The sequence below is a fragment of the Snodgrassella sp. W8158 genome (genome assembly GCF_016100435.1).
In the GTDB taxonomy this organism is placed as follows: domain Bacteria; phylum Pseudomonadota; class Gammaproteobacteria; order Burkholderiales; family Neisseriaceae; genus Snodgrassella; species Snodgrassella alvi.
In genome coordinates this window covers 693124-713725 of sequence record NZ_JACFSM010000002.1, presented here as the reverse complement: position 1 = coordinate 713725, position 20602 = coordinate 693124, and the positions used below count along the sequence as shown (strand labels likewise).

The window sequence follows — 20602 nt, the reverse complement described above, 5'->3', positions numbered from 1 at the left end:
ACATGCCGCGTCGCTTGATCCTCTCGGCCACGGAGCGGGACACCCTGCTTGCGCTGCCGGAAAGCCAGGATGACCTGATCCGCTACTACACCTTCAACGACTCCGACCTGTCGCTGATCCGCCAGCGACGCGGCGACGCCAACCGCCTCGGCTTCGCCGTGCAGCTCTGCCTGCTGCGCTACCCCGGTTACGCGCTGGGAACCGACAGCGAGCTGCCCGAGCCGGTCATCCTGTGGGTGGCGAAGCAAGTCCAGGCCGAGCCGGCGAGCTGGGCAAAGTACGGCGAGCGCGACGTGACCCGTCGCGAGCATGCCCAGGAACTGCGCACCTACCTGCAACTGGCCCCGTTCGGCCTGTCCGACTTCCGCGCCCTGGTGCGCGAGCTAACCGAGCTGGCCCAGCAGACCGACAAAGGCTTGCTGCTGGCCGGTCAGGCCCTGGAGAGCCTACGGCAGAAACGACGCATCCTGCCGGCGCTGAGCGTGATTGACCGGGCCTGCTCGGAAGCCATTGCGCGAGCCAATCGGCGGGTCTACCGCGCCCTGGTCGAACCACTCACGGACTCGCATCGGGCCAAGCTGGACGAGCTGTTGAAGCTCAAGGCCGGCAGCAGCATCACCTGGTTGACCTGGCTGCGCCAGGCACCGCTGAAACCCAACTCTCGGCACATGCTGGAACACATCGAGCGGCTGAAGACATTTCAGTTGGTGGACTTGCCCGAAGGCCTGGGCCGGCACATCCACCAGAACCGCCTGCTCAAGCTGGCCCGCGAGGGTGGGCAGATGACGCCCAAAGACCTCGGTAAGTTCGAGCCGCAGCGCCGCTACGCGACCCTGGCCGCCGTGGTGCTGGAGAGCACCGCGACCGTGATCGATGAGCTGGTCGATCTGCATGACCGCATCCTGGTCAAGCTGTTCAGCGGCGCGAAGCACAAGCATCAGCAGCAGTTCCAGAAGCAGGGCAAGGCGATCAACGACAAGGTGCGCCTGTACTCCAGGATCGGCCAGGCGCTGCTGGAAGCGAAGGAAAGCGGCAGCGACCCCTATGCCGCCATCGAGGCGGTGATTCCCTGGGACGAGTTCACCGAGAGCGTCAGCGAGGCCGAGCTGCTGGCCCGGCCGGAAGGCTTCGACCACCTGCACCTGGTCGGCGAGAACTTCGCCACCCTGCGCCGTTACACGCCGGCCTTGCTGGAGGTGCTGGAACTGCGCGCCGCGCCGGCCGCGCAAGGCGTGCTGGCAGCCGTGCAGACCCTGCGTGAGATGAACGCCGACAACCTGCGCAAGGTGCCGGCCGATGCACCCACGGCCTTCATCAAGCCGCGCTGGAAGCCGCTGGTGATCACCCCGGAAGGCCTCGACCGGAAATTCTACGAAATCTGCGCCCTGTCCGAGCTGAAGAACGCCCTGCGCTCCGGCGACATCTGGGTCAAGGGCTCGCGGCAGTTCCGCGACTTCGACGACTACCTGCTGCCGGCCGAGAAGTTCGCCGCACTCAAGCGCGAGCAGGCCCTGCCCCTGGCGATCAACCCGAACAGCGACCAGTACCTGGAAGAGCGTTTGCAGCTGCTGGACGAGCAGTTGGCCACCGTCACCCGCCTGGCCAAGGACAACGAGCTGCCCGATGCCATCCTCACCGAGTCAGGGCTGAAAATCACCCCGCTGGATGCGGCGGTGCCGGATCGGGCGCAGGCGCTGATCGACCAAACCAGCCAGTTACTGCCGCGCATCAAGATCACCGAACTGCTGATGGACGTGGACGACTGGACGGGCTTCAGCCGCCACTTCACCCACTTGAAGGACGGGGCCGAGGCCAAAGACAGGACGTTGCTGCTGTCCGCAATCCTCGGTGATGCGATCAACCTCGGGCTGACCAAGATGGCCGAGTCGAGCCCCGGCCTGACCTACGCCAAGCTGTCCTGGCTGCAAGCCTGGCACATCCGCGACGAAACCTATTCGGCGGCCTTGGCCGAGCTGGTCAACCACCAGTATCGCCACGCCTTTGCCGCCCACTGGGGCGACGGCACGACCTCATCCTCCGATGGCCAGCGCTTCCGCGCGGGTGGCCGGGGCGAGAGCACCGGGCACGTCAACCCGAAGTACGGTAGCGAGCCGGGACGGCTGTTCTATACCCATATCTCCGACCAGTACGCGCCGTTCAGCACCCGCGTGGTGAATGTCGGCGTCCGCGATTCCACCTATGTGCTCGACGGCCTGCTGTACCACGAGTCCGACCTGCGGATCGAGGAGCACTACACCGACACGGCCGGCTTCACCGATCACGTCTTTGCCCTGATGCACCTGCTAGGCTTCCGCTTCGCGCCGCGCATCCGCGACCTCGGCGAAACCAAGCTGTACGTGCCGCAGGGCGTGCAAGCCTACCCGACGTTGCGCCCGCTGATCGGCGGCACCCTGAACATCAAGCACGTGCGTGCCCACTGGGACGACATCCTGCGCCTGGCCAGCTCGATCAAGCAGGGCACCGTCACCGCCTCGCTGATGCTGCGCAAGCTCGGCAGCTACCCGCGCCAGAACGGACTGGCCGTGGCCCTGCGCGAGCTGGGCCGGATCGAGCGCACGCTGTTCATCCTGGACTGGCTGCAAAGTGTTGAACTGCGCCGCCGCGTGCATGCCGGCCTGAACAAAGGTGAGGCGCGCAACTCGCTGGCCAGGGCGGTGTTCTTCAACCGCCTTGGGGAAATCAGGGATCGGAGCTTCGAGCAGCAGCGCTACCGGGCCAGCGGCCTCAACCTGGTGACGGCGGCTATCGTGCTGTGGAACACGGTGTACCTGGAACGCGCCACCCAGGGGTTGGTCGAGGCCGGCAAGCCGGTGGACGGCGAGCTGCTGCAATTCCTGTCGCCGCTGGGCTGGGAGCACATCAACCTAACCGGCGATTACGTCTGGCGGCAGAGCCGCAGACTGGAAGACGGGAAGTTTCGGCCCTTACGGATGCCCGGAAAACCTTAGCGTACGATTTTTTCCGAATTCTGCGGGCTCCCCTAAGAAAGGATAAGGATGGAAATTAGTGATATCCCAATGTTTATATATTTTGCTTTTTTTCTTGTTGCTATAACTTTTATGTTTTCATTATTGATGATGCTTGAAAATAAAAGAACAAATTTGAGAGAAGTTTTTCTATCTAAAATAAATGAAAATGGTGAATCAATATTATTTGAGAATAATTTAAACAAAATAGTTGATGGAATGAAAAACAAAGGGCTAGCGCTTGAGATAATAGATAAAATCAAATCAGAGATAGAGAATTTAAATAAAAAAATTAATGGTTTTTCATATAATGTTGCTTATACATTAAAAACAATAGAGAAGTCACTTAAAGAACAAATTTCAAGATTGCAAAAAACGTCATTGATAAATTTGTATATGGGTACAACATTAACAAGCTTTTCACTTATATTTTTATTTTATAGTGTAATGAATTCTACGATAGGAAAAAACGTATATAGTAATGAGGCGCCGTTAGATTATATTTCGTATGTTTTAGTATTTTTTTACCAAAAATCTCTTTAACAATATTTATTCAACTATTTGCTTTTTTCTTTTTACGTTTGTACAAAAGTAATCTTAATGATATTAAATATTATCAAAATGAGTTAGTAACCTTCTATTATAAAAAAACATCAATTCAAATGGCCTATATATCTAAAAATGAAAAATCTATCGAATTGTTGATCGCAGAACTATCAAAAATAGAAAAAAGCTCTTTAATACCTAAAGGGTATACATCGACAGAGATAGAAAATGAAAAATTAGCGATGTCATCAATAAAAGAAAATGAATCAATAATCAATTTATTAAAAGATTTTTTAAAAAGTAGATCATAATTATTGTTGTATGCAAGCAGTCTAATGACAGATAGTTTTGAGAAATACTTAGAGGGTTGGCGATGTAGACGCAAAATTTTGATTATCAAAGAGGGAAAGCTCGCTTATGAAAATTATATAGATGATCAAATCGCTGAAAGCCTTGGATTGCTGATAGACAAGACTGGTATATATTAATCTATATTATCAAAAATTTACATAATACATATGGTAAAAATTTAAATTGATAGTAAAACTATTGCACAGACCGAGTTAAAAAGTTGCACCACAAACATCAAATCCTAAATTTGCCTTTAATAAATCAATGTTTAAAGAGTTAATTAGGTTAAAGCTATGCCTGCTCATTCTGTTAATATATAATCTGATATGCTTAACGCTTATTTATCTTAGATGTAGCCATGGCGGCTAACTAAACATCAGACAGCACAAATTAATTTATGCTTCTCAATATTCTGGATTTTGTACATAAAAACATTCAGCAGACAGTAAAGGCTGGCGATACAGTCATTGATGCTACTGCTGGTAACGGACATGATACTTTGTTTCTGGCCTCTTGCGTTGGCGCCCAAGGTAAAGTATTCGCATTTGATATACAGGCAACTGCATTAGAAGCTACCAGTAACAGACTGGCAAAAGCCGGTTATCGTGAGCGGGTACAGTTAATTCAAGCCGGACATGAACATCTAAGTGAGTATATTCAGAGTAAGGTTAGTGCCATCATATTTAACCTTGGATACTTACCCGGCGGAGATAAAAACTGTACAACTCAAGCCAATACAACCCTTAAGGCGATGCAAAACGGATTAAACCTTCTTACTGATAATGGGGTATTGGCTGCAGTTTTATATCCTGGTCATGAACAGGGAAAAATTGAAGCGGAAACAATACAAACATGGGCGCGAAGCTTACCGCAACAGCAGATAGCAGTGTTGAAATATGCTTTTATTAACCGGATAAATGATGCACCTTTTGCATTAATATTGCAAAAACATTCATAGATCATTGCTCTAGAAACTAAAGGGAAATAGATGAAACGTAAGGAATTTATCAATCTGGCTGCAACTGTTTTACAGCGGCTGGATGCCATTTTGCCACCATTGGCTCAGGAACCTGACTGGACGGCAGTTGCTTACCGCTGGCATAAATTAGGTAACAAGGGTATTCTGGAAAGTTTACCAAATCCGCATACCTTTTCTCTGGACTGTCTGGCAGCTGTTGATGAGCAGCGCCGACAACTGGTACGTAATACAGAACAGTTTCTTGCTGGCAGACCGGCAAATAATGTATTAATGACAGGAGCACGTGGTACCGGAAAATCATCATTGGTTAAGGCGTTACTGCATCAGTATGCAGATCAGGGATTGCGTCTGATTGAGGTTGATAAAAGTGATTTGTTAACATTACCTGCTTTACTTTCTTTACTAAGCGCCAGACCGGAAAAATACATTCTGTTCTGTGATGATTTATCTTTTGAAGACGGCGACGATGCTTACAAAGCATTAAAAACTACCCTTGATGGCGGATTATCTCAGCGATGTGACAATGTATTGGTATATGCTACATCCAATCGCCGGCATTTAATGCCTGAGTATATGGCAGACAATGTGGCTCATACAGGCAATGGCGGAGAAGTTCATCCTCAGGAAGCCGTCGAAGAAAAAGTATCTTTATCGGATCGTTTTGGTTTATGGCTAAGCTTTTACCCATTTGATCAGAATGCATATTTACAGGCTGTACAGAACTGGCTGGAAGAAGCTGGCCTGAATCTGGATGAAACAGCAAGACGTGCAGCATTAAATTGGAGCCAGAGCCGTGGCAGCCGCTCAGGAAGAGTAGCATGGCAGTTTGTATGCGACTGGGCAGGAAGAAATCCACAGGATAGAATTATATAACTAAATCAGTTGTTTATTCTGTATTCGGTTTTTTGATTAACTGCTGGGTAACTCGATCTTAACGGAAACAAATCATGTCTGTATTATTTAGCGAACGATTAATGATATTACTTCCCATATTGTTATGTATCGGAAGCATCGGTTTTATTATTTATTCCTTTTTTGCTAATAAAAAAAATCCAGTAAAGACACTATTTGGAAAATTAATGACTATCTGTATGATTGTTATCGGATTCGCGGGCATAGTTGCAGGTGTATCATTATTTTTTAGAAATTATCCTGTTGATCAGAAAATTAAAACTATAAATGTAAAAAATACGGCAGTAACAGTCTCTCCTCCTGTTAGCGGTGACAAAATTTATCTGCGAATATTCAAACAGGAGGGAATACTGGAAATATGGTATAAGCATAAAAATAACAATTATCAGCTATACAGGACATGGGATATCTGTACATACTCAGGCGGTCTGGGACCTAAAAAGGCCGAAGGTGATGGCAAAAGTCCGGAAGGATTTTACGCAACTGAGAAAAATCTATTAAAACCAAATAGTAATTATCATCTTGCTTTTAACATTGGCTACCCGAATGCCTATGACCGCGCCAATGGATACACAGGAAGCTTTATCATGATTCATGGAAACTGTGTGTCCATCGGTTGCTATGCTATGACTGACAAGGGAATAGAACAAATCTACGCTGTTGTTAATCAGGCTATAAACAGCGGACAGAAGCGAATACCCATTCATATTTTTCCATTCAGAATGACAGCATCAAATATGCAAAAATTTCAAAAGTCAGCTTATATGCCTTTCTGGAGCGAATTGAAGCCTGCTTATGATATTTTTCAGTCTGAGCGGAGAGTAGCTGATATTACTGTGCACAATAAGCATTATGTTATTAAATAAACAGAAGCAGTAAGGTAACTATCTGATATCTTGATATTTAAAATAAATATTGATTGTGTTTGCATATTTTATTGAACAAACAGTTATTTTTTAATCTACCCAAATGTAAAACGACTTCCGATATCAAATTTTTAATATCAGAAGTCATTTTTATTGTTTAATAACAGACAATTTCTGCTCAATAATGATGTATAGGCTTATTTAACTATTTACTGATTTCTACAACCAAAACATTACCTTTATCTTTCAGGAAGTATTCATCCTCCTGAGGAGCTCGTAATGACAACATTTTATTGTCGCCAATTTCCATTGTATCCCCGGGATTCATAGTTGCTCCGCTCTGACGCAGATACAATAAAATATCACTAAACATATCGAAATAGTAAGAACCTTCATCATGGTTATTTGCTAATACAGCAAAATCAGGCAATCCAAATACATCAGCACCGTAAGTGCGCATCCAGACACCTTTAACGTCTTCTAAAATATATTTAACAAATCCGCAGAAAAATAACGGTAAACAATCGCATAAACTCTTTGCACTGTCTTCATCACTAAGGAACTCATTTAAAACCTTTATAGGCAATGAGGAATGAGCGTCTTCATTAATAACTGCTAATGCGTTAAATTCTTCAAAACATGCCGCCAGACGGGATAAAGCTAAATATTGTTCTAATACAACTTCATCATGTCCTGTATAGTACAAAATTACATGACTATCATTTTTACGAACTTGATTTTTGACATCCTGACTATAATGTGCTGGCTCAACACACGTTTCCAATGCATCAGCAGGAAAAGGCGCATTGAATCCGATTAGTTTAACTACGTGTTTTCCCCAGCTTATTAAAGCAAAAACGCCTTGTTCAAGCTCTCCGACAGGGGTTTCGTATTTGACATTTGTTATTGAAGAATCCAGATATTTTAATTTATCTAATAATTTATCTTTATCAAAATTAAGAGAGCCTTTAAATACAACACTTAATCCTATTGATTGTTTATTATTTGTATTTTCACCTACCGTGGTATCTGTATCTTTAGATTTTTTACCAAATAAACGAGCAAACAGTGACATTTAAATTCCTATTCTTATTAAGTTAATTACCAGTCAAAAATTTATTTAACATATATACTAATTTAAATAATTTTATCTAATATTTCAATAAATAACTTTTTTAAATTAAGAAATTTTGACTTTAAATCAACAAAGAATTAATTCCCGAATTCTTAGTGATAGTAATTTACGCAATAGAATAGAAATACAGTTGAAAAGTATATCTTAATTATCAAATAAATCAGACTGAATTTTCGGCGGAGCAACCTGTACGCTACGTTCACCGCAATCAAAGCGAATATTAAGATACTGGCCAGTTTTTAATTTGTTGGCATCGCGGATTACCTGCCCGCGCTGATTAGTGACCACGCTATAACCTCTGGCGAGAATCTGTAGAGGAGAGACTGCCTGTAACACAGATGTCTGTTGCTGCAGCCGTTGTTGTGCGCGCATAAAAATATTTTGCCAGATCTGATGTAATTGTTGTTTCCGGTATTCAAGTGCCTGTAGTGCATGAATAGTTTGCGGTCGTGTGTTTTCCAAACTGCGTTGTTGCTGTATCAGATTTTGCCGATGCTGCCTGATCTGACGCTGCATGCCAATTTGTAACAGACGTGCTAAATCCCTTAGTTGCTGCTGCTGTTGCTGCCAGTTTTGCTGCGGGTGCTTTAACTGACGAGCAAGCCAGTCCAGTTTTTGTGAAGCATCATAATAACGTTGTTCCAGTAATTGGTGTATACGCTTTTGCCATTGAATAACACTATGTCTTAATTGCGCCATATCAGGGCTAACCAGTTCGGCAGCTGCTGTCGGTGTTGGGGCGCGAACATCTGCGGCAAAATCGGTCAGGGTAAAGTCAGTTTCATGACCAACACCACTTACAGTGGGAATTGTACTGTCGGCTACCGTTCGTACGACGATTTCTTCATTATAAGACCACAAATCCTCAATGCTGCCGCCTCCACGGCAAATTATCAGTACATCAGCCAGTGCCTGCTGATTGGCACTGGTAATAGCAGCAGCAATCTGACGTTCACTCCCTGCACCCTGTACGGCTGTCGGGTAAACAATCACACGGATACCGCTATGGCGCCGGCGCAGGGTTGTCACAACATCGCGTAAAGCTGCTGCGGCCAGACTAGTCACTACACCGACCACTTTAGGATGAACAGGTAGCGGACGTTTGCGTTCCTTTGAAAATAAACCTTCGGCAGTTAACTGCTGTTTCAGCCGCTCATACGCTTCATATAACTGTCCTAACCCTTTGTAACGCACTGTATTAATGGTAATCTGAAATTCACCCCGTGCTTCGTAAATACTGATTTTTCCGGCTACTTCTATATGATCACCTTCCTGTAAGGGCTGGCTCAGCTGCTGTGCCACACCTTTAAACAGTACACATCTGACTTGTGCACGGGCATCTTTTAAAGAAAAATAGAAATGACCGCTGGCTGCACGGGTAAGATTAGAAACTTCACCACCAACCCATAAATCAATCAGATTGTCTTCAAGCAATTGACGGGCATAAGCATTGAGTTCAGATACACTTAAAGCAGCCGGAGCAAAGAAATCAGACATAATGGATACCATATTCAGAGCGGTTTTATTCTGTAGATATTATACGGCGTTTTTTTATCATAGTTCAGTTCTGCATATACAGCATGGTATAGTGCAGCTTTGTTATTAATAGGCAGAGTTATGGGCTGGTTAGCCGGTTTAATACAAAAGCACTGGCAGCATCCGCGTATAGCGCTGGTATTGTTACTGTGGCCGCTTGCACGATTATTTCAAAGTATTGCTTTGTTACGGCGCTGGCTGTACAAATCGGGCATTTTGCCGACTAAAAAACTGCCTTGTCCGGTAGTGGTAATCGGCAACATTCATGTTGGCGGTGTTGGTAAAACACCTTTAGTCGCTGCGCTGGTACAGACTTTACAGCAGCGGCAGATAAGGGTAGGTATCATCAGCCGCGGCTATGGGCGTTTAAGTAAAGAAACGGTTATTCTGAATGCCCAATCTACCGCGGCAGACGCCGGAGATGAACCATTAATGCTGTATCAGCAAACTCAGGCACCGGTTGCAGTTGCTTCTACTCGTGAAGCTGCCGGCAGAGCATTGTTAAATGCATATCCGGATTTGCAGCTTTTATTAAGTGATGATGGTTTACAACATTATGCACTTTGCCGGGATATGGAAGTTATAGTATTTCCGGCCGCAGATATCGGACAAAAATTGGATATATTGCCTAATGGCCCATTACGCGAACCAGTTGAGCGCTTACAGGGAGCAGATGCGGTAGTATTCAGTCAGGGTGATGCGAATTCTGTTCAGCAGGCACAGCAACTAAATTTAATAAAAACACAATGGTGTGGTTTCAGTCAATTGAACTATGGCGATTTCTATAGTTTAAATCAGCCGCAAAAGACTGCAAAAGCCCATGAGTTTTCAGAAAAAAAATGCGCGGCAATCGCAGCCATCGGACAACCGCAACGTTTTTTTCAAGCATTACAAATACTGGGTATTCATCTGAAAGAAACCATTGCGCTGAATGATCACGCAACCATTCAACCCGAAGACTGGCCTGATGCAGAAATAATATTTATTACAGAAAAAGATGCGGTCAAACTGAAAAAACCTTTGCAATATAATATTTGGGTCTTACCACTTTCAGCACAAATCTGCCCAGATTTAGCTGAATTGATTCAGTTAAAATTAGACTTACACCATTCTTAATAAAATAAATACGTTTCTGCAATGAAAAAGATGCCATGGACTCCGGCTGCTGGTAAAATTTCAATAAATTGTCAGTATATCGTTGGAAGACGATACAAACTGACTACGATTTCAGGTTCTGTATTAAGCAGCCTCTATATTGCCATTTTAATATATGGTAAAGTCATTCAAAGACGATATTTATAAATTATTAACTGGTATTACTGCATTCAAGAAACCTGCTAAATCAACAACCATAAACTTCGCTTGCCACTTTTGCGAAACTAAGGATTAAAAATGAATCAAAAATATCTGGATATACTGGTATGCCCCGAGTGTAAAGGAAAACTGCAATGGCATGCACAGCAGCAGGAACTGTGGTGTAAAGCATCACGGCTGGCTTATCCGGTAAAAGATGATATTCCCTATATGCTGGTAAATGAAGCTCGTAATTTAACTGATGAAGAATGTACGGCGACGCATGAGTAATTTTGTTGTTCTGATTCCGGCACGACTATCCTCCAGTCGTTTACCCAATAAGGCTTTAGCCGATATACATGGTAAACCGATGGTAGTTAGGGTAGCTGAGCGTGCACTTGCCAGCAAAGCCGGAAGAGTAGTTGTGGCAACAGATCATGCAGATATTCAGACTGCATGTCAGGTTCATGGAATTGAAGCTATTTTAACAGCTCCGGAGCATGAGAGCGGTACAACTCGTCTGGCTGAAGCAGCCGGCATTTTGAATCTCGCTGGAGAAGACTGTGTTGTAAATGTCCAAGGTGATGAACCTTTGATTGAACCTGAGCTGATTAATGCTGTAGCTGAACAATTACAGCAAAGTTCAGCACCAATGGCCACAGCAGCACATCTATTAACTGATTACACAGATTTTACAGATGCCAATTGTGTTAAAGTTGTATTAAACAACAAAAATAATGCCTTGTATTTTAGCCGTGCAGCCATTCCATGGCCGCGTGAATTAATGCGCAGCGGCGCTGAAGTCATGCCGGCAAATATTCCGGTATATCGTCATATTGGCATTTATGGTTATCGGGTACAATTTTTGCACCAATATGCAGATTTGACTCCATCACCATTAGAACAGGCTGAATCACTTGAGCAGCTGCGCGTACTGTGGCATGGTTACAATATTGCGGTACAAATCACACCGCATGCTCCGGCTGCGGGTGTGGATACAGCTGCGGATCTGGAGCGTGTACGCACGAACTGGACAGATGTAAAAAAATAAATATTAGTAATAATATTAAATCAAATCACAGATATATTCAGGAGTTGAAATGAAAGTTTTATTATTAGGTGCACCGGGTGCCGGAAAAGGCACACAGGCACAGTTTATTACTGCTGCGTTTAACATACCGCAGATTTCTACCGGAGACATGCTGCGTGCAGCAGTAAAAGCCGGCACACCTTTGGGCATTGAAGCCAAAAAAATTATGGATGCGGGCGGGCTGGTTCGTGACGATATTATTATAGGTCTGGTAAAAGAGCGTATTGCCCAGCCGGATTGTGCTAATGGTTTCTTATTTGATGGTTTCCCGCGTACACTGGCTCAGGCTGAAGCAATGGAAAAAGCGGGTGTGCATCTGGATGCTGTAGTAGAGATTGCCGTACCCGATGATGTCATTATTGAACGTTTGTCCGGTCGCCGTGTCCATCTTGCTTCAGGCAGAACTTATCATCTGGTTTACAATCCGCCAAGAGTCAACAATATTGATGATGAAACCGGTGAACCACTGATTCAGCGTGATGATGATCAGGAAGAAACCATTAAAAAACGTTTACAGGTGTATCACGAGCAAACAGAAGTACTGATTGATTTCTATGGTAAACAGAATGATGCCAATGCACCGGACTATATCCGTGTAGACGGAACCCAACCGGTAGAAGCAGTAAAAACTCAGGTTCTAGCCGCCTTAAAACTTTGATGGCTGAAGCCGGCTGTCTGTTCTCATAAGATTACAGACAGCTTTTTGTTGTATGACAAATGATAAACAATATTTCAGAATAAAGCCGGATTGTATATCCGGTTTCGGAGCATGGTATGAAAGTTACCAAAACCGTATTGACTGTATTACTTCTTGGTGTTTGTGCTTGTGCACTGGCACGCAGGGAAACTTTATATAACGAGCATTATATTGGGCCTGATGAAAATCAGCCTTGGGAAGAGCAGGCTGTACCTATGCCAGCGTATCCTGCCGGTAATGAGCAATGGGCAGATATTTATATCAGCCAGACTTATCATGGTCAGCCAAAATTAATGCTGAACAGTATTCAAATCAATACAGACCATACTATCCATTATATTCTGAACCAGCAATCAGATCAGGGGATTAATAACCTTACTGCTGAAGCTATTCATTGCCCGACACGGCGCATGAAAGTGTTCGGATATGGTGACGATGTGAATAAACGCTGGATACAGCCGCGCAATAGTCAATGGAAAGTAATCGGTACCAGCCTGAATCAACTGGATAAAGTACGTTCGGTGCTGTATCAGACTTTCTGCGAAGACGGATTACCCCGTAATCAGCAAGAGCTAATTAAGCGTATTACCACACGTGCCATGCGCTAGTAGGATATATCGTGGAATGGTTAAGTGATTCTCATATCTGGTGGTTATTAATTATCGGATTCAGTGCCGGTTTAATGGATGCAGCTGTCGGTGGTGGCGGGTTGTTACAGATCCCCGGGCTGTTTGGTGCATTACCACAGAAAACCATCACACCGGTTGTTCTAGGGGTAAATAAATTTGCTTCTGCCTGTGGTACTTTGGTAGCAGCTGTGCAATATACCCGACGTATACCAGTTCCATGGGCAATGCTGTTACCTGCCGCTGTACTTGCATTTGCTTTTTCATATATGGGTGCTCATGTTGTGGAATATCTGCCCACAGCGTGGATGAAACCGTCCATTCTGGTTATTTTAATCATTATGGCGATTTATACCTTTTTGAAAAAGGATCTGGGTCAGGTTCAGCGCCAAAGCCGGCTGACCCGACGTGAGTATATTATCGGACTATTAATGGGTGCCTTAATCGGTTTATATGACGGTATATTCGGTCCCGGTACAGGCAGCTTACTGGCTTTTATATTTGTTCGCTTTTTTGCCTTTGACTTTATTACCGCAACAGCATCTTCTAAAGTTATTAATCTCACAACAAATTTTGCCGCACTGATATTTTTTATTCCACATCAGTATGTCGTATGGCATTGGGCAATTCCACTGGCTATTGCCAATCTGAGCGGAGGAATCATCGGTGCCCGATTAGCAATGCGTGGCGGCAGCAAATTATTGCGTAAAGGTTTTATTATTCTTCTATGTATTATGATTGGTAAATTTGGCTACGATTTACTGTAATCTCTGATTGCAGCAGCATTGGTTTATACCGGGTTGCGCTTGCGCCGGAAAAAATCCTGTAATAATTGAGTGGATTCATTAGCCAGAACGCCACCAATGATTGCAGTGTGTTTATTTAACTGCTGATTAGTAAATAAATTAATCACACTGCCGGCTGCCCCGGTTTTTGTTTCACAAGCTCCATAAATTACCCTTCTGATTCGTGCTTGTATTAATGCACTTGCACACATAGCGCACGGTTCCAGAGTAATATAAACATCACAATTTTCCAGACGGTAATTTCCCAATGCCTTACTGGCTGCCGTTAATGCCTGAATTTCTGCATGATGGCTAATATTACAATCAGCGATACAGCGATTGTAGCCATAACCAACCAGGGTGTTTTCACAGACCACAACAGCGCCAACCGGCACTTCATTCAGTATAGAAGCCTGTTGCGCTGCATCCAGAGCATGATGCATCCATTGCTGCATAACTTTTTCAGACGGAAAGACAGCTACTGGCGGATGCAGTTTAAGCTGCTTGCGCCAGTAATCTTTTTCTTCAGATGTAAACGATTGAACTGAGCGATCTTCTACTAGAGCAATAAATTGCCACAAAAGACTGTCTGTACAGCCTGTACTGATGCTTTTAAATTGTAAAAACGCCGTTAACGCTCCGCGAAGATGTAAATCTTCTAAGCAATGTATATTAAGTTGTTTAAGAATAGCTATGGTTTTAGGTGCCAGCGGAGGCGTTGTTAACGGCGTGCTCATAAGTAAAGTGCAAATTTATTGTATTGTATCTTACTATAAATACAGTTTTGTGCCATTTGGAATTTTTATGTAATAAATAATAGAATTATCACTCAACTGTACAAACGAGCTTAAACAACACTGAGTTACTAAGCTTCGTTAATATTACCAGACATATTATTTTGTGTTTGCTCGGAAATTGCCTGAACAATAGCCGCCCGGTGTATCTCATCACTATAATCTTCACATTGTTCGGGACTGATACCCAATTTAATAAATAAAGCATTATCTTTTTCAACTTGAGGATTAGATGTGGTAAGCAATTTATCTCCATAAAATATAGAGTTTGCTCCTGCTAAAAAAGCCAGTGCCTGCATTTGCTCATTCATTTGTTCACGCCCTGCGGATAATCGCACATGTGATTTAGGCATCATAATACGGGCCACTGCAAGCATTCTGATGAAATCAAACGGTTCAATATCCTGTTCATTCGCTAAAGGTGTGCCTTTAACCTTGACCAGATTGTTGATGGGAACACTTTCCGGATGTTCATCTAAATTAGCCAGTTGAATTAATAAACTGGCTCTGTCTTTTAAAGATTCACCCATTCCAAGAATTCCGCCTGAGCAAATTTTAATGCCTGCTTCTCGAACATAAGCCAATGTTTGCAAACGTTCCGCGTAGGTACGGGTAGTAATGATGTTTCCGTAAAATTCGGGTGAAGTATCTAAATTATGATTATAGAAATCTAATCCAGCCTCAGATAACGCATGAGCTTGATCCTGTGACAATTTGCCCAGAGTCATACAGGTTTCCATGCCCAGTGCTTTAACACCTTTTACCATCTCCAGAACATACGGCATATCTCTGGCAGTAGGATGCTTCCAGGCAGCACCCATACAGAAACGTGTTGAACCGATTGCTTTTGCAGCCTTGGCTTTTTCAATTACCTTTTGAACTTCAAGTAATTTTTCTTTTTCCAAACCAGTATCATAATGAACTGACTGCGGGCAATATTTACAGTCTTCCGGACAAGCACCAGTTTTTATGGATAGTAAAGTTGAAACTTGCACTTTATTGGCATCAAAAAATTGTCGGTGTATTGTTTGTGCTTTAAATATCAGATCATTAAATGGCAGTTGAAATAGTTTGATAACCTCTGGTAGTGACCAATCATGACGAATAATGCTTAACGACATAAAAATTTCCTTTAAATAACAGACATAAAATTTACATTGCATGATAATACTTAACTTAATAATGTCAATTTCTCCGTAAATCAAGTTTATATTTAAACGAATTAAAATCTAATTTTTTACTGCATAAGTAAAGTGTATGATTACTATCTGGCTAGAAGCTCAGATAATTTTTGAAAAAGGGAATTTAATATGCAATGTTGTGTAATTATTACTGGTCATAGTCGGGGGTTAGGACGGGCTCTGACAGAATATTACCTGACCAAAGAAGTTAAAGTTGTCGGTCTATCACGGCATGGCTGGGATAATCCGCCGGAAAAATTACTGGAATATTCAATTGATTTTTCTGATGCTGATGCTATGGCGACATTAATCCGGTCAGCCAGCTGGCAAAGTGGTCTTGAAAATAAAAATGAAATTATTCTGATAAACAACGCTGGTATGGTAGAACCGAATTCAATAATAGGCCAGCAGGATTGTGATGCAATTATTAAAGCAGTAACTGTAAATATTACTGCACCATTACTATTAACTAATGCGGTGATTGCCGCTGCTCCGAAAGCTGAAATTCGCATTGCGCATATCAGTAGTGGTGCCGGACGGCATCCGGTAGCAGGCTGGAGCGTATATGGAGCTACTAAGGCGGCACTGGATCAGCATGCAGCAGTAGTAGCGGCTGAACAACATCCGCATGTACGTATTGCCAGTATTGCTCCCGGCGTTGTTGATACCAATATGCAGCAAAATATCCGTTCTGCCGATGCTGATAAATTTCCCCTGGTACAAAATTTTATTGGCTTAAAGGATAAAAATCAGTTGCAAAGTGCTGAAGACACTGCAAAAACAATTGCGGATATGATTGCTGCAGATGATTATGGCCGGCAAATTCTGCGCGATGTACGGGAACAGAACGGGGTTTGATATAATAAGCCCTTTTTGCTTTGGCTGATAACTATATGACCGGTATTACTTACCAGCAACAATTATCTGATAAACAGCACTATCTGGAGCAACTATTTGCAGACTGTGCTTTTCCGCCAATACAGATTTTCACTTCTCCGGCTTCTCATTACCGGATGCGTGCGGAATTTCGTATCTGGCATGAAGGAGATAGCTGTAGTTATGCTATGTTTGCCCCGGGAGAAAAAGCCAGTTCCGGTAATGTATGTAAAATACGTGATTTTGCCATAGCTCATGAAAATATTAACTCATTGATGCCTGTTTTACTGGACAAAATACAGGTCAGAGAAGAGTTAAAAACACGCTTATTTCAAGTCGAATTTTTAACTACACTGGCTGGCGATACGCTGGTTACTCTGATTTATCATAAAAAATTGGATGATGTCTGGGCTAAGTTGGCGAAATCGCTCGCCACTGAACTGAACATCCAGATCTTGGGACGCAGCCGTGGGCAGAAGGTAGTTCTGGAACGCGATTATGTTATTGAACGCTTAAAAGTTCATAATGAAATCTTTGAGTATAAACAGTTTGAAGGTGGTTTTACTCAGCCGAATGCAGAAGTTTGTCAGTCAATGCTGGGTTGGGCTGTTGATGTTGCTCAATCGATCAACGGCGGAGATCTACTGGAGCTTTATTGTGGCAATGGTAATTTTACTTTGCCGCTGTCCCGCCAATTTCACAAAGTTCTGGCTACAGAAGTATCAAAAACTTCTGTACAGGCAGCGCATTGGAATATTGATAATAATCATATCAATAATATTGCATTAGCCCGACTTTCGGCAGAAGAATTTACAGAAGCATTTACAGGTATCCGAACTTTCCGGCGATTGGCCAGTGAGCAGATTAATCTGGCTGATTATCAGTTCAGTACGGTTTTTGTGGACCCTCCGAGAGCCGGTATTGATCAAGGCACCCTTAAGTTGTTACAGAAATTTGATAACATTATTTATGTATCCTGTAATCCGGTCACTTTGCACGAAAATCTGCAAACATTATTAGCTACTCATAGCGTTAAACAGGCCGCCATGTTTGATCAGTTTCCTTTCACACCGCATATTGAATCTGGTGTCTGGCTAAAGAGACGCTGATTAAATTTAATTTATAAATAGTACTTTGCCTAAATGATAAAAAAACTGCCTGATAAATTTTATCAGGCAGTTTTTTATCAAAAGAATAAATTAATTTTTCTCTTCAGTCTGAACTTTTTGACGTAAACGCAGGCCAAGCTCACGCAATTGTTTTTCGTCAACATGATTTGGTGCATCTACCAGTAAATCCTGCGAACGCTGAGTTTTCGGGAATGCGATAACATCACGAATTGAATCAGCACCAGCCATCAGGGTTACCAGTCGGTCCAGACCAAACGCCAGACCTCCATGCGGAGGAGCACCGAATTTCAGGTTGTTCAGCAGAAAACCGAATTTATTCTGTTGCTCTTCCGGAGTGATTTTCAGTGCAGCAAATACTTTCTCTTGAATATCTGCACGATGAATACGAATAGAACCACCGCCGATTTCCCAGCCATTTAGCACCATATCATAAGCACGGGCAATACACTGATCCGGTGCAGATACCAGTAAATCCTCATGACCGGCCTTAGGTGCAGTAAAAGGATGATGCATAGCAGACCAGCGATGTTCTTCTTCATCATATTCGAACATCGGGAAATCAACTACCCATAATGGACGCCATCCGTCAGCAAAATAGCCGTTAGCAGCACCATGCTCGTGACCAATTTTAACGCGCAGCGCGCCAATAGCTTCGTTAACCACTTTGGCTTTATCAGCACCGAAGAAAATGATATCGCCATTTTGTGCGCCAGTTTTCTCAATAATAGTCTTCAAAGCACGATCAGAAAGGAATTTCACAATCGGAGATTGCAAACCGCTATCTTCTGTATTGTTTACTTTGCTAATGTCATTTACTTTGATATACGCCAGACCTTTTGCACCATAGATACCAACAAATTCTGTATAGGTATCTATTTCTTTGCGGCTTAAGTTAGCGCCATTAGGGACACGTAAGGCAACAACACGGCCGTTTTTCATATCGGCGGCCGCACGAAATACTTTAAACTCTTCCGTTTTCATCAAATCGGTTAATTCGGTAAATTGCAGATTTACACGCAAATCCGGTTTATCCGAACCATACAGGAACATAGCCTCATGCCAGCTCATGCGCGGGAAAACAGGTAGGTCTACAGCCAGAGCTTCCTGAAAAACTAGCTTAACCATGTTTTCAGTGATATCCATGATTTCGTTTTCACTTAAAAACGAAGTTTCAAGGTCTATCTGAGTAAATTCTGGCTGACGATCAGCACGCAGGTCTTCATCACGGAAACATTTTACAATCTGGTAATAGCGGTCAAATCCTGCCACCATCAGTAGCTGTTTGAATAGCTGCGGAGACTGCGGTAACGCAAAGAATTCACCCGGAAATACACGGCTGGGTACCAGATAGTCCCGTGCACCTTCCGGAGTAGAGCGGGTTAACATCGGTGTTTCGATGTCTATAAATCCCTGACTGTCCAGATATCGGCGAACAGCCATAGCAACTCGATAGCGCAGTCGCAGATTATTTTGCATAACCGGACGGCGCAAATCGATTACGCGGTTAGTCAGACGTACATTTTCACTAATGCTTTCATCATCAATTAAAAATGGCGGGGTGGCAGCAGTATTGAGTATGTCAATTTCTTTGGCTAATAGTTCAATACCGCCGGAAATCATTTTATCGTTTTTGGTACCTTCAGGACGGGCACGTACACGACCGGTAATACTCAGTACATATTCGTTACGGGCAGAGTCAGCCAGGGTAAAAGCTTCTGGTGTATCCGGGTCAATCACTACCTGTACGATACCTTCCCGGTCGCGCAGGTCAATGAATATTACACCGCCGTGATCGCGGCGGCGATGTACCCAGCCTTTTACGGTAACAGTCTGGTCGAGATATTGCTCATTAATTAAGCCACAATAGTTGGTTCGCATTTTGATGCCTTTGTTACTATGATTACGGTTAATTGTGTCATTCAGGATTATCATTTCCGGCCAATCATCCATTAATGCGGTTTGGCTGGTTTGTGTAAAGAGAAAATAGCCTGTAATGACTGGTTGTGCGGTGGTTCATCCGGCTGCACCATACCCAGTGAAATAACATATTTCAGTGCATCATCCACGCTCATATCAATTTCGCGGACATCTTTACTGTTAACCATAATATAGTAACCACCTGTCGGATTAGGGGTAGTGGGCACATATACTGAAATATAATTATCTGACGAAGTTTCTTCAGGGTGGTGTGGCAAGGCGGATGCTAGTTTATCCGGTATGTGACCTGATACAAATCCGATAGTCCAGATATCTGGCTGAGGAAAGGGTACCAGTACGGGTGTTTTAAACGACTGCCGGGAATCTGACAATAGAGATTCAGAAACTTTTTTGACTCCGGAATAAATACTTTTTACGACAGGAATGCGTCCCCACAACGCATCCCAGGCAGCGAATATTCTGCGTCCGAGCATATTTGCTGCCAGTAAACCAGTGAAAAATACAACAATAATAGCAAACAGTAAGCCTAAACCATGAATCTTGAATCCCAATATTGCCTGAGGTTGCCAGTGAGCAGGCAAAATGTTGACAAGCTGATCTGCCATGCCAATGATATAGCTGATTACCCAGATTGTTACAATAATAGGTAACCATACCAGCACGCCAGTGAGCATGTATTTCTTTAATGATTTTTTCAGTTTTCCGCCCTCGGCAGGCTGTTGTGCCATAGTGTGATTAAGTCCTTTTAATTAAAGCCGGCTTAAAATTATCAAACTTTATATTATACCCATATTTGTTTGTTTTCACAGCGGCATTACTGAGATTAATTAAATTTAATTCAACAGTACAGATACTGAAAATTCAGATTGGCAAAATAACT

The 20602-nt window shown here is 43.7% G+C and carries 20 protein-coding genes; 14 read left to right on the top strand and 6 right to left on the bottom strand.

What is annotated here, in order from left to right; translation table 11 throughout:
• The first annotated feature begins 2 nt into the window (after window positions 1–2).
• From H3V11_RS07765 to H3V11_RS07740, 6 genes are all read left to right on the top strand, one after another.
• A complete protein-coding gene (locus tag H3V11_RS07765) occupies window positions 3–2969 on the top strand; it encodes a Tn3-like element TnAs1 family transposase (protein ID WP_001138014.1) in 2967 nt (988 codons plus the stop codon).
• A gap of 48 nt (window positions 2970–3017) precedes the next feature.
• Complete coding sequence (locus H3V11_RS07760) at window positions 3018–3530, top strand: hypothetical protein (RefSeq protein WP_198224129.1); 513 nt, start codon at window positions 3018–3020, stop codon at window positions 3528–3530.
• Between the two features lie 119 nt (window positions 3531–3649).
• Complete coding sequence (locus tag H3V11_RS07755) at window positions 3650–3844, top strand: hypothetical protein (protein WP_198224127.1); 195 nt, start codon at window positions 3650–3652, stop codon at window positions 3842–3844.
• 437 nt (window positions 3845–4281) lie between these two features.
• Entirely contained in the window at window positions 4282–4842 is a 561-nt protein-coding gene (locus H3V11_RS07750; RefSeq protein WP_198209256.1) for a class I SAM-dependent methyltransferase, read from the top strand.
• Window positions 4843–4872: 30 nt separating this feature from the next.
• Window positions 4873–5736 (top strand): ATP-binding protein, encoded by an 864-nt coding sequence (locus H3V11_RS07745; RefSeq protein WP_198224125.1) that lies wholly within the window; start codon window positions 4873–4875, stop codon window positions 5734–5736.
• A 206-nt stretch (window positions 5737–5942) separates the two neighbouring features.
• The gene (locus H3V11_RS07740; protein ID WP_144370528.1) at window positions 5943–6641 is read left to right on the top strand and encodes a murein L,D-transpeptidase family protein; all 699 of its coding nucleotides are present in this window, start codon (window positions 5943–5945) and stop codon (window positions 6639–6641) included.
• Between the two features lie 205 nt (window positions 6642–6846).
• Here the strand turns inward: H3V11_RS07740 and H3V11_RS07735 are convergent, their stop codons facing one another.
• Window positions 6847–7716, bottom strand: a complete 870-nt coding sequence (locus tag H3V11_RS07735; protein WP_198217860.1) for a DUF4261 domain-containing protein — start codon at window positions 7714–7716, stop codon at window positions 6847–6849.
• A 204-nt stretch (window positions 7717–7920) separates the two neighbouring features.
• Entirely contained in the window at window positions 7921–9273 is a 1353-nt protein-coding gene (xseA, locus tag H3V11_RS07730) for an exodeoxyribonuclease VII large subunit (RefSeq protein ID WP_198224123.1), read from the bottom strand.
• A gap of 120 nt (window positions 9274–9393) precedes the next feature.
• Between xseA and lpxK the strand changes: the two genes are divergently transcribed.
• The 6 genes from lpxK to H3V11_RS07700 all read left to right on the top strand — a co-directional run bounded on the left by lpxK (window position 9394) and on the right by H3V11_RS07700 (window position 13785).
• Window positions 9394–10428 (top strand): tetraacyldisaccharide 4'-kinase, encoded by a 1035-nt coding sequence (gene lpxK / locus H3V11_RS07725; protein WP_084587314.1) that lies wholly within the window; start codon window positions 9394–9396, stop codon window positions 10426–10428.
• A 276-nt stretch (window positions 10429–10704) separates the two neighbouring features.
• Window positions 10705–10896, top strand: a complete 192-nt coding sequence (locus tag H3V11_RS07720) for a Trm112 family protein (protein ID WP_198224121.1) — start codon at window positions 10705–10707, stop codon at window positions 10894–10896.
• A complete protein-coding gene (gene kdsB / locus H3V11_RS07715) occupies window positions 10889–11656 on the top strand; it encodes a 3-deoxy-manno-octulosonate cytidylyltransferase (RefSeq protein ID WP_198224119.1) in 768 nt (255 codons plus the stop codon). The genes H3V11_RS07720 and kdsB overlap by 8 nt, the downstream gene beginning before the upstream one ends.
• Before the next feature lie 49 nt (window positions 11657–11705).
• A complete protein-coding gene (adk, locus tag H3V11_RS07710) occupies window positions 11706–12353 on the top strand; it encodes an adenylate kinase (protein WP_037394928.1) in 648 nt (215 codons plus the stop codon).
• A 116-nt stretch (window positions 12354–12469) separates the two neighbouring features.
• A complete protein-coding gene (locus tag H3V11_RS07705; protein ID WP_198224117.1) occupies window positions 12470–13000 on the top strand; it encodes a CNP1-like family protein in 531 nt (176 codons plus the stop codon).
• Window positions 13001–13008: 8 nt separating this feature from the next.
• The gene (locus tag H3V11_RS07700; protein WP_037476347.1) at window positions 13009–13785 is read left to right on the top strand and encodes a TSUP family transporter; all 777 of its coding nucleotides are present in this window, start codon (window positions 13009–13011) and stop codon (window positions 13783–13785) included.
• A gap of 23 nt (window positions 13786–13808) precedes the next feature.
• Here H3V11_RS07700 and tadA read toward each other — a convergent pair whose 3' ends face one another.
• The gene (gene tadA, locus H3V11_RS07695) at window positions 13809–14540 is read right to left on the bottom strand and encodes a tRNA adenosine(34) deaminase TadA (protein WP_198224115.1); all 732 of its coding nucleotides are present in this window, start codon (window positions 14538–14540) and stop codon (window positions 13809–13811) included.
• 128 nt (window positions 14541–14668) lie between these two features.
• Window positions 14669–15718 (bottom strand): biotin synthase BioB, encoded by a 1050-nt coding sequence (bioB, locus tag H3V11_RS07690; RefSeq protein WP_084586142.1) that lies wholly within the window; start codon window positions 15716–15718, stop codon window positions 14669–14671.
• A gap of 189 nt (window positions 15719–15907) precedes the next feature.
• Between bioB and H3V11_RS07685 the strand changes: the two genes are divergently transcribed.
• Window positions 15908–16636 (top strand): SDR family NAD(P)-dependent oxidoreductase, encoded by a 729-nt coding sequence (locus H3V11_RS07685; RefSeq protein ID WP_198224113.1) that lies wholly within the window; start codon window positions 15908–15910, stop codon window positions 16634–16636.
• Window positions 16637–16671: 35 nt separating this feature from the next.
• Window positions 16672–17763, top strand: coding sequence for a tRNA (uridine(54)-C5)-methyltransferase TrmA (trmA, locus tag H3V11_RS07680; RefSeq protein WP_198224111.1), 1092 nt, complete (start codon window positions 16672–16674; stop codon window positions 17761–17763).
• A 90-nt stretch (window positions 17764–17853) separates the two neighbouring features.
• Here the strand turns inward: trmA and aspS are convergent, their stop codons facing one another.
• A complete protein-coding gene (gene aspS / locus H3V11_RS07675) occupies window positions 17854–19662 on the bottom strand; it encodes an aspartate--tRNA ligase (RefSeq protein WP_198224300.1) in 1809 nt (602 codons plus the stop codon).
• Between the two features lie 71 nt (window positions 19663–19733).
• Window positions 19734–20450 carry a DUF502 domain-containing protein gene (locus H3V11_RS07670; protein ID WP_078475603.1) on the bottom strand — a complete coding sequence of 239 codons (717 nt, stop codon included), beginning with the start codon at window positions 20448–20450 and terminating at the stop codon, window positions 19734–19736.
• Between the last annotated feature and the right edge of the window lie 152 nt (window positions 20451–20602).

Excerpts from the sequence above, each read along its gene's own strand:
- H3V11_RS07765 (WP_001138014.1), top strand. The coding sequence starts at position 3 with ATGCCGCGTCGCTTGATCCTCTCGGCCACGGAGCGGGACACCCTGCTT.
- H3V11_RS07760 (WP_198224129.1), top strand. The coding sequence starts at position 3,018 with ATGGAAATTAGTGATATCCCAATGTTTATATATTTTGCTTTTTTTCTT.
- H3V11_RS07755 (WP_198224127.1), top strand. The coding sequence starts at position 3,650 with ATGGCCTATATATCTAAAAATGAAAAATCTATCGAATTGTTGATCGCA.
- H3V11_RS07750 (WP_198209256.1), top strand. The coding sequence starts at position 4,282 with ATGCTTCTCAATATTCTGGATTTTGTACATAAAAACATTCAGCAGACA.
- H3V11_RS07745 (WP_198224125.1), top strand. The coding sequence starts at position 4,873 with ATGAAACGTAAGGAATTTATCAATCTGGCTGCAACTGTTTTACAGCGG.
- H3V11_RS07740 (WP_144370528.1), top strand. The coding sequence starts at position 5,943 with ATGACTATCTGTATGATTGTTATCGGATTCGCGGGCATAGTTGCAGGT.
- H3V11_RS07735 (WP_198217860.1), bottom strand. The coding sequence starts at position 7,716 with ATGTCACTGTTTGCTCGTTTATTTGGTAAAAAATCTAAAGATACAGAT.
- xseA (WP_198224123.1), bottom strand. The coding sequence starts at position 9,273 with ATGTCTGATTTCTTTGCTCCGGCTGCTTTAAGTGTATCTGAACTCAAT.
- lpxK (WP_084587314.1), top strand. The coding sequence starts at position 9,394 with ATGGGCTGGTTAGCCGGTTTAATACAAAAGCACTGGCAGCATCCGCGT.
- H3V11_RS07720 (WP_198224121.1), top strand. The coding sequence starts at position 10,705 with ATGAATCAAAAATATCTGGATATACTGGTATGCCCCGAGTGTAAAGGA.
- kdsB (WP_198224119.1), top strand. The coding sequence starts at position 10,889 with ATGAGTAATTTTGTTGTTCTGATTCCGGCACGACTATCCTCCAGTCGT.
- adk (WP_037394928.1), top strand. The coding sequence starts at position 11,706 with ATGAAAGTTTTATTATTAGGTGCACCGGGTGCCGGAAAAGGCACACAG.
- H3V11_RS07705 (WP_198224117.1), top strand. The coding sequence starts at position 12,470 with ATGAAAGTTACCAAAACCGTATTGACTGTATTACTTCTTGGTGTTTGT.
- tadA (WP_198224115.1), bottom strand. The coding sequence starts at position 14,540 with ATGAGCACGCCGTTAACAACGCCTCCGCTGGCACCTAAAACCATAGCT.
- bioB (WP_084586142.1), bottom strand. The coding sequence starts at position 15,718 with ATGTCGTTAAGCATTATTCGTCATGATTGGTCACTACCAGAGGTTATC.
- H3V11_RS07685 (WP_198224113.1), top strand. The coding sequence starts at position 15,908 with ATGCAATGTTGTGTAATTATTACTGGTCATAGTCGGGGGTTAGGACGG.
- trmA (WP_198224111.1), top strand. The coding sequence starts at position 16,672 with ATGACCGGTATTACTTACCAGCAACAATTATCTGATAAACAGCACTAT.
- aspS (WP_198224300.1), bottom strand. The coding sequence starts at position 19,662 with ATGCGAACCAACTATTGTGGCTTAATTAATGAGCAATATCTCGACCAG.
- H3V11_RS07670 (WP_078475603.1), bottom strand. The coding sequence starts at position 20,450 with ATGGCACAACAGCCTGCCGAGGGCGGAAAACTGAAAAAATCATTAAAG.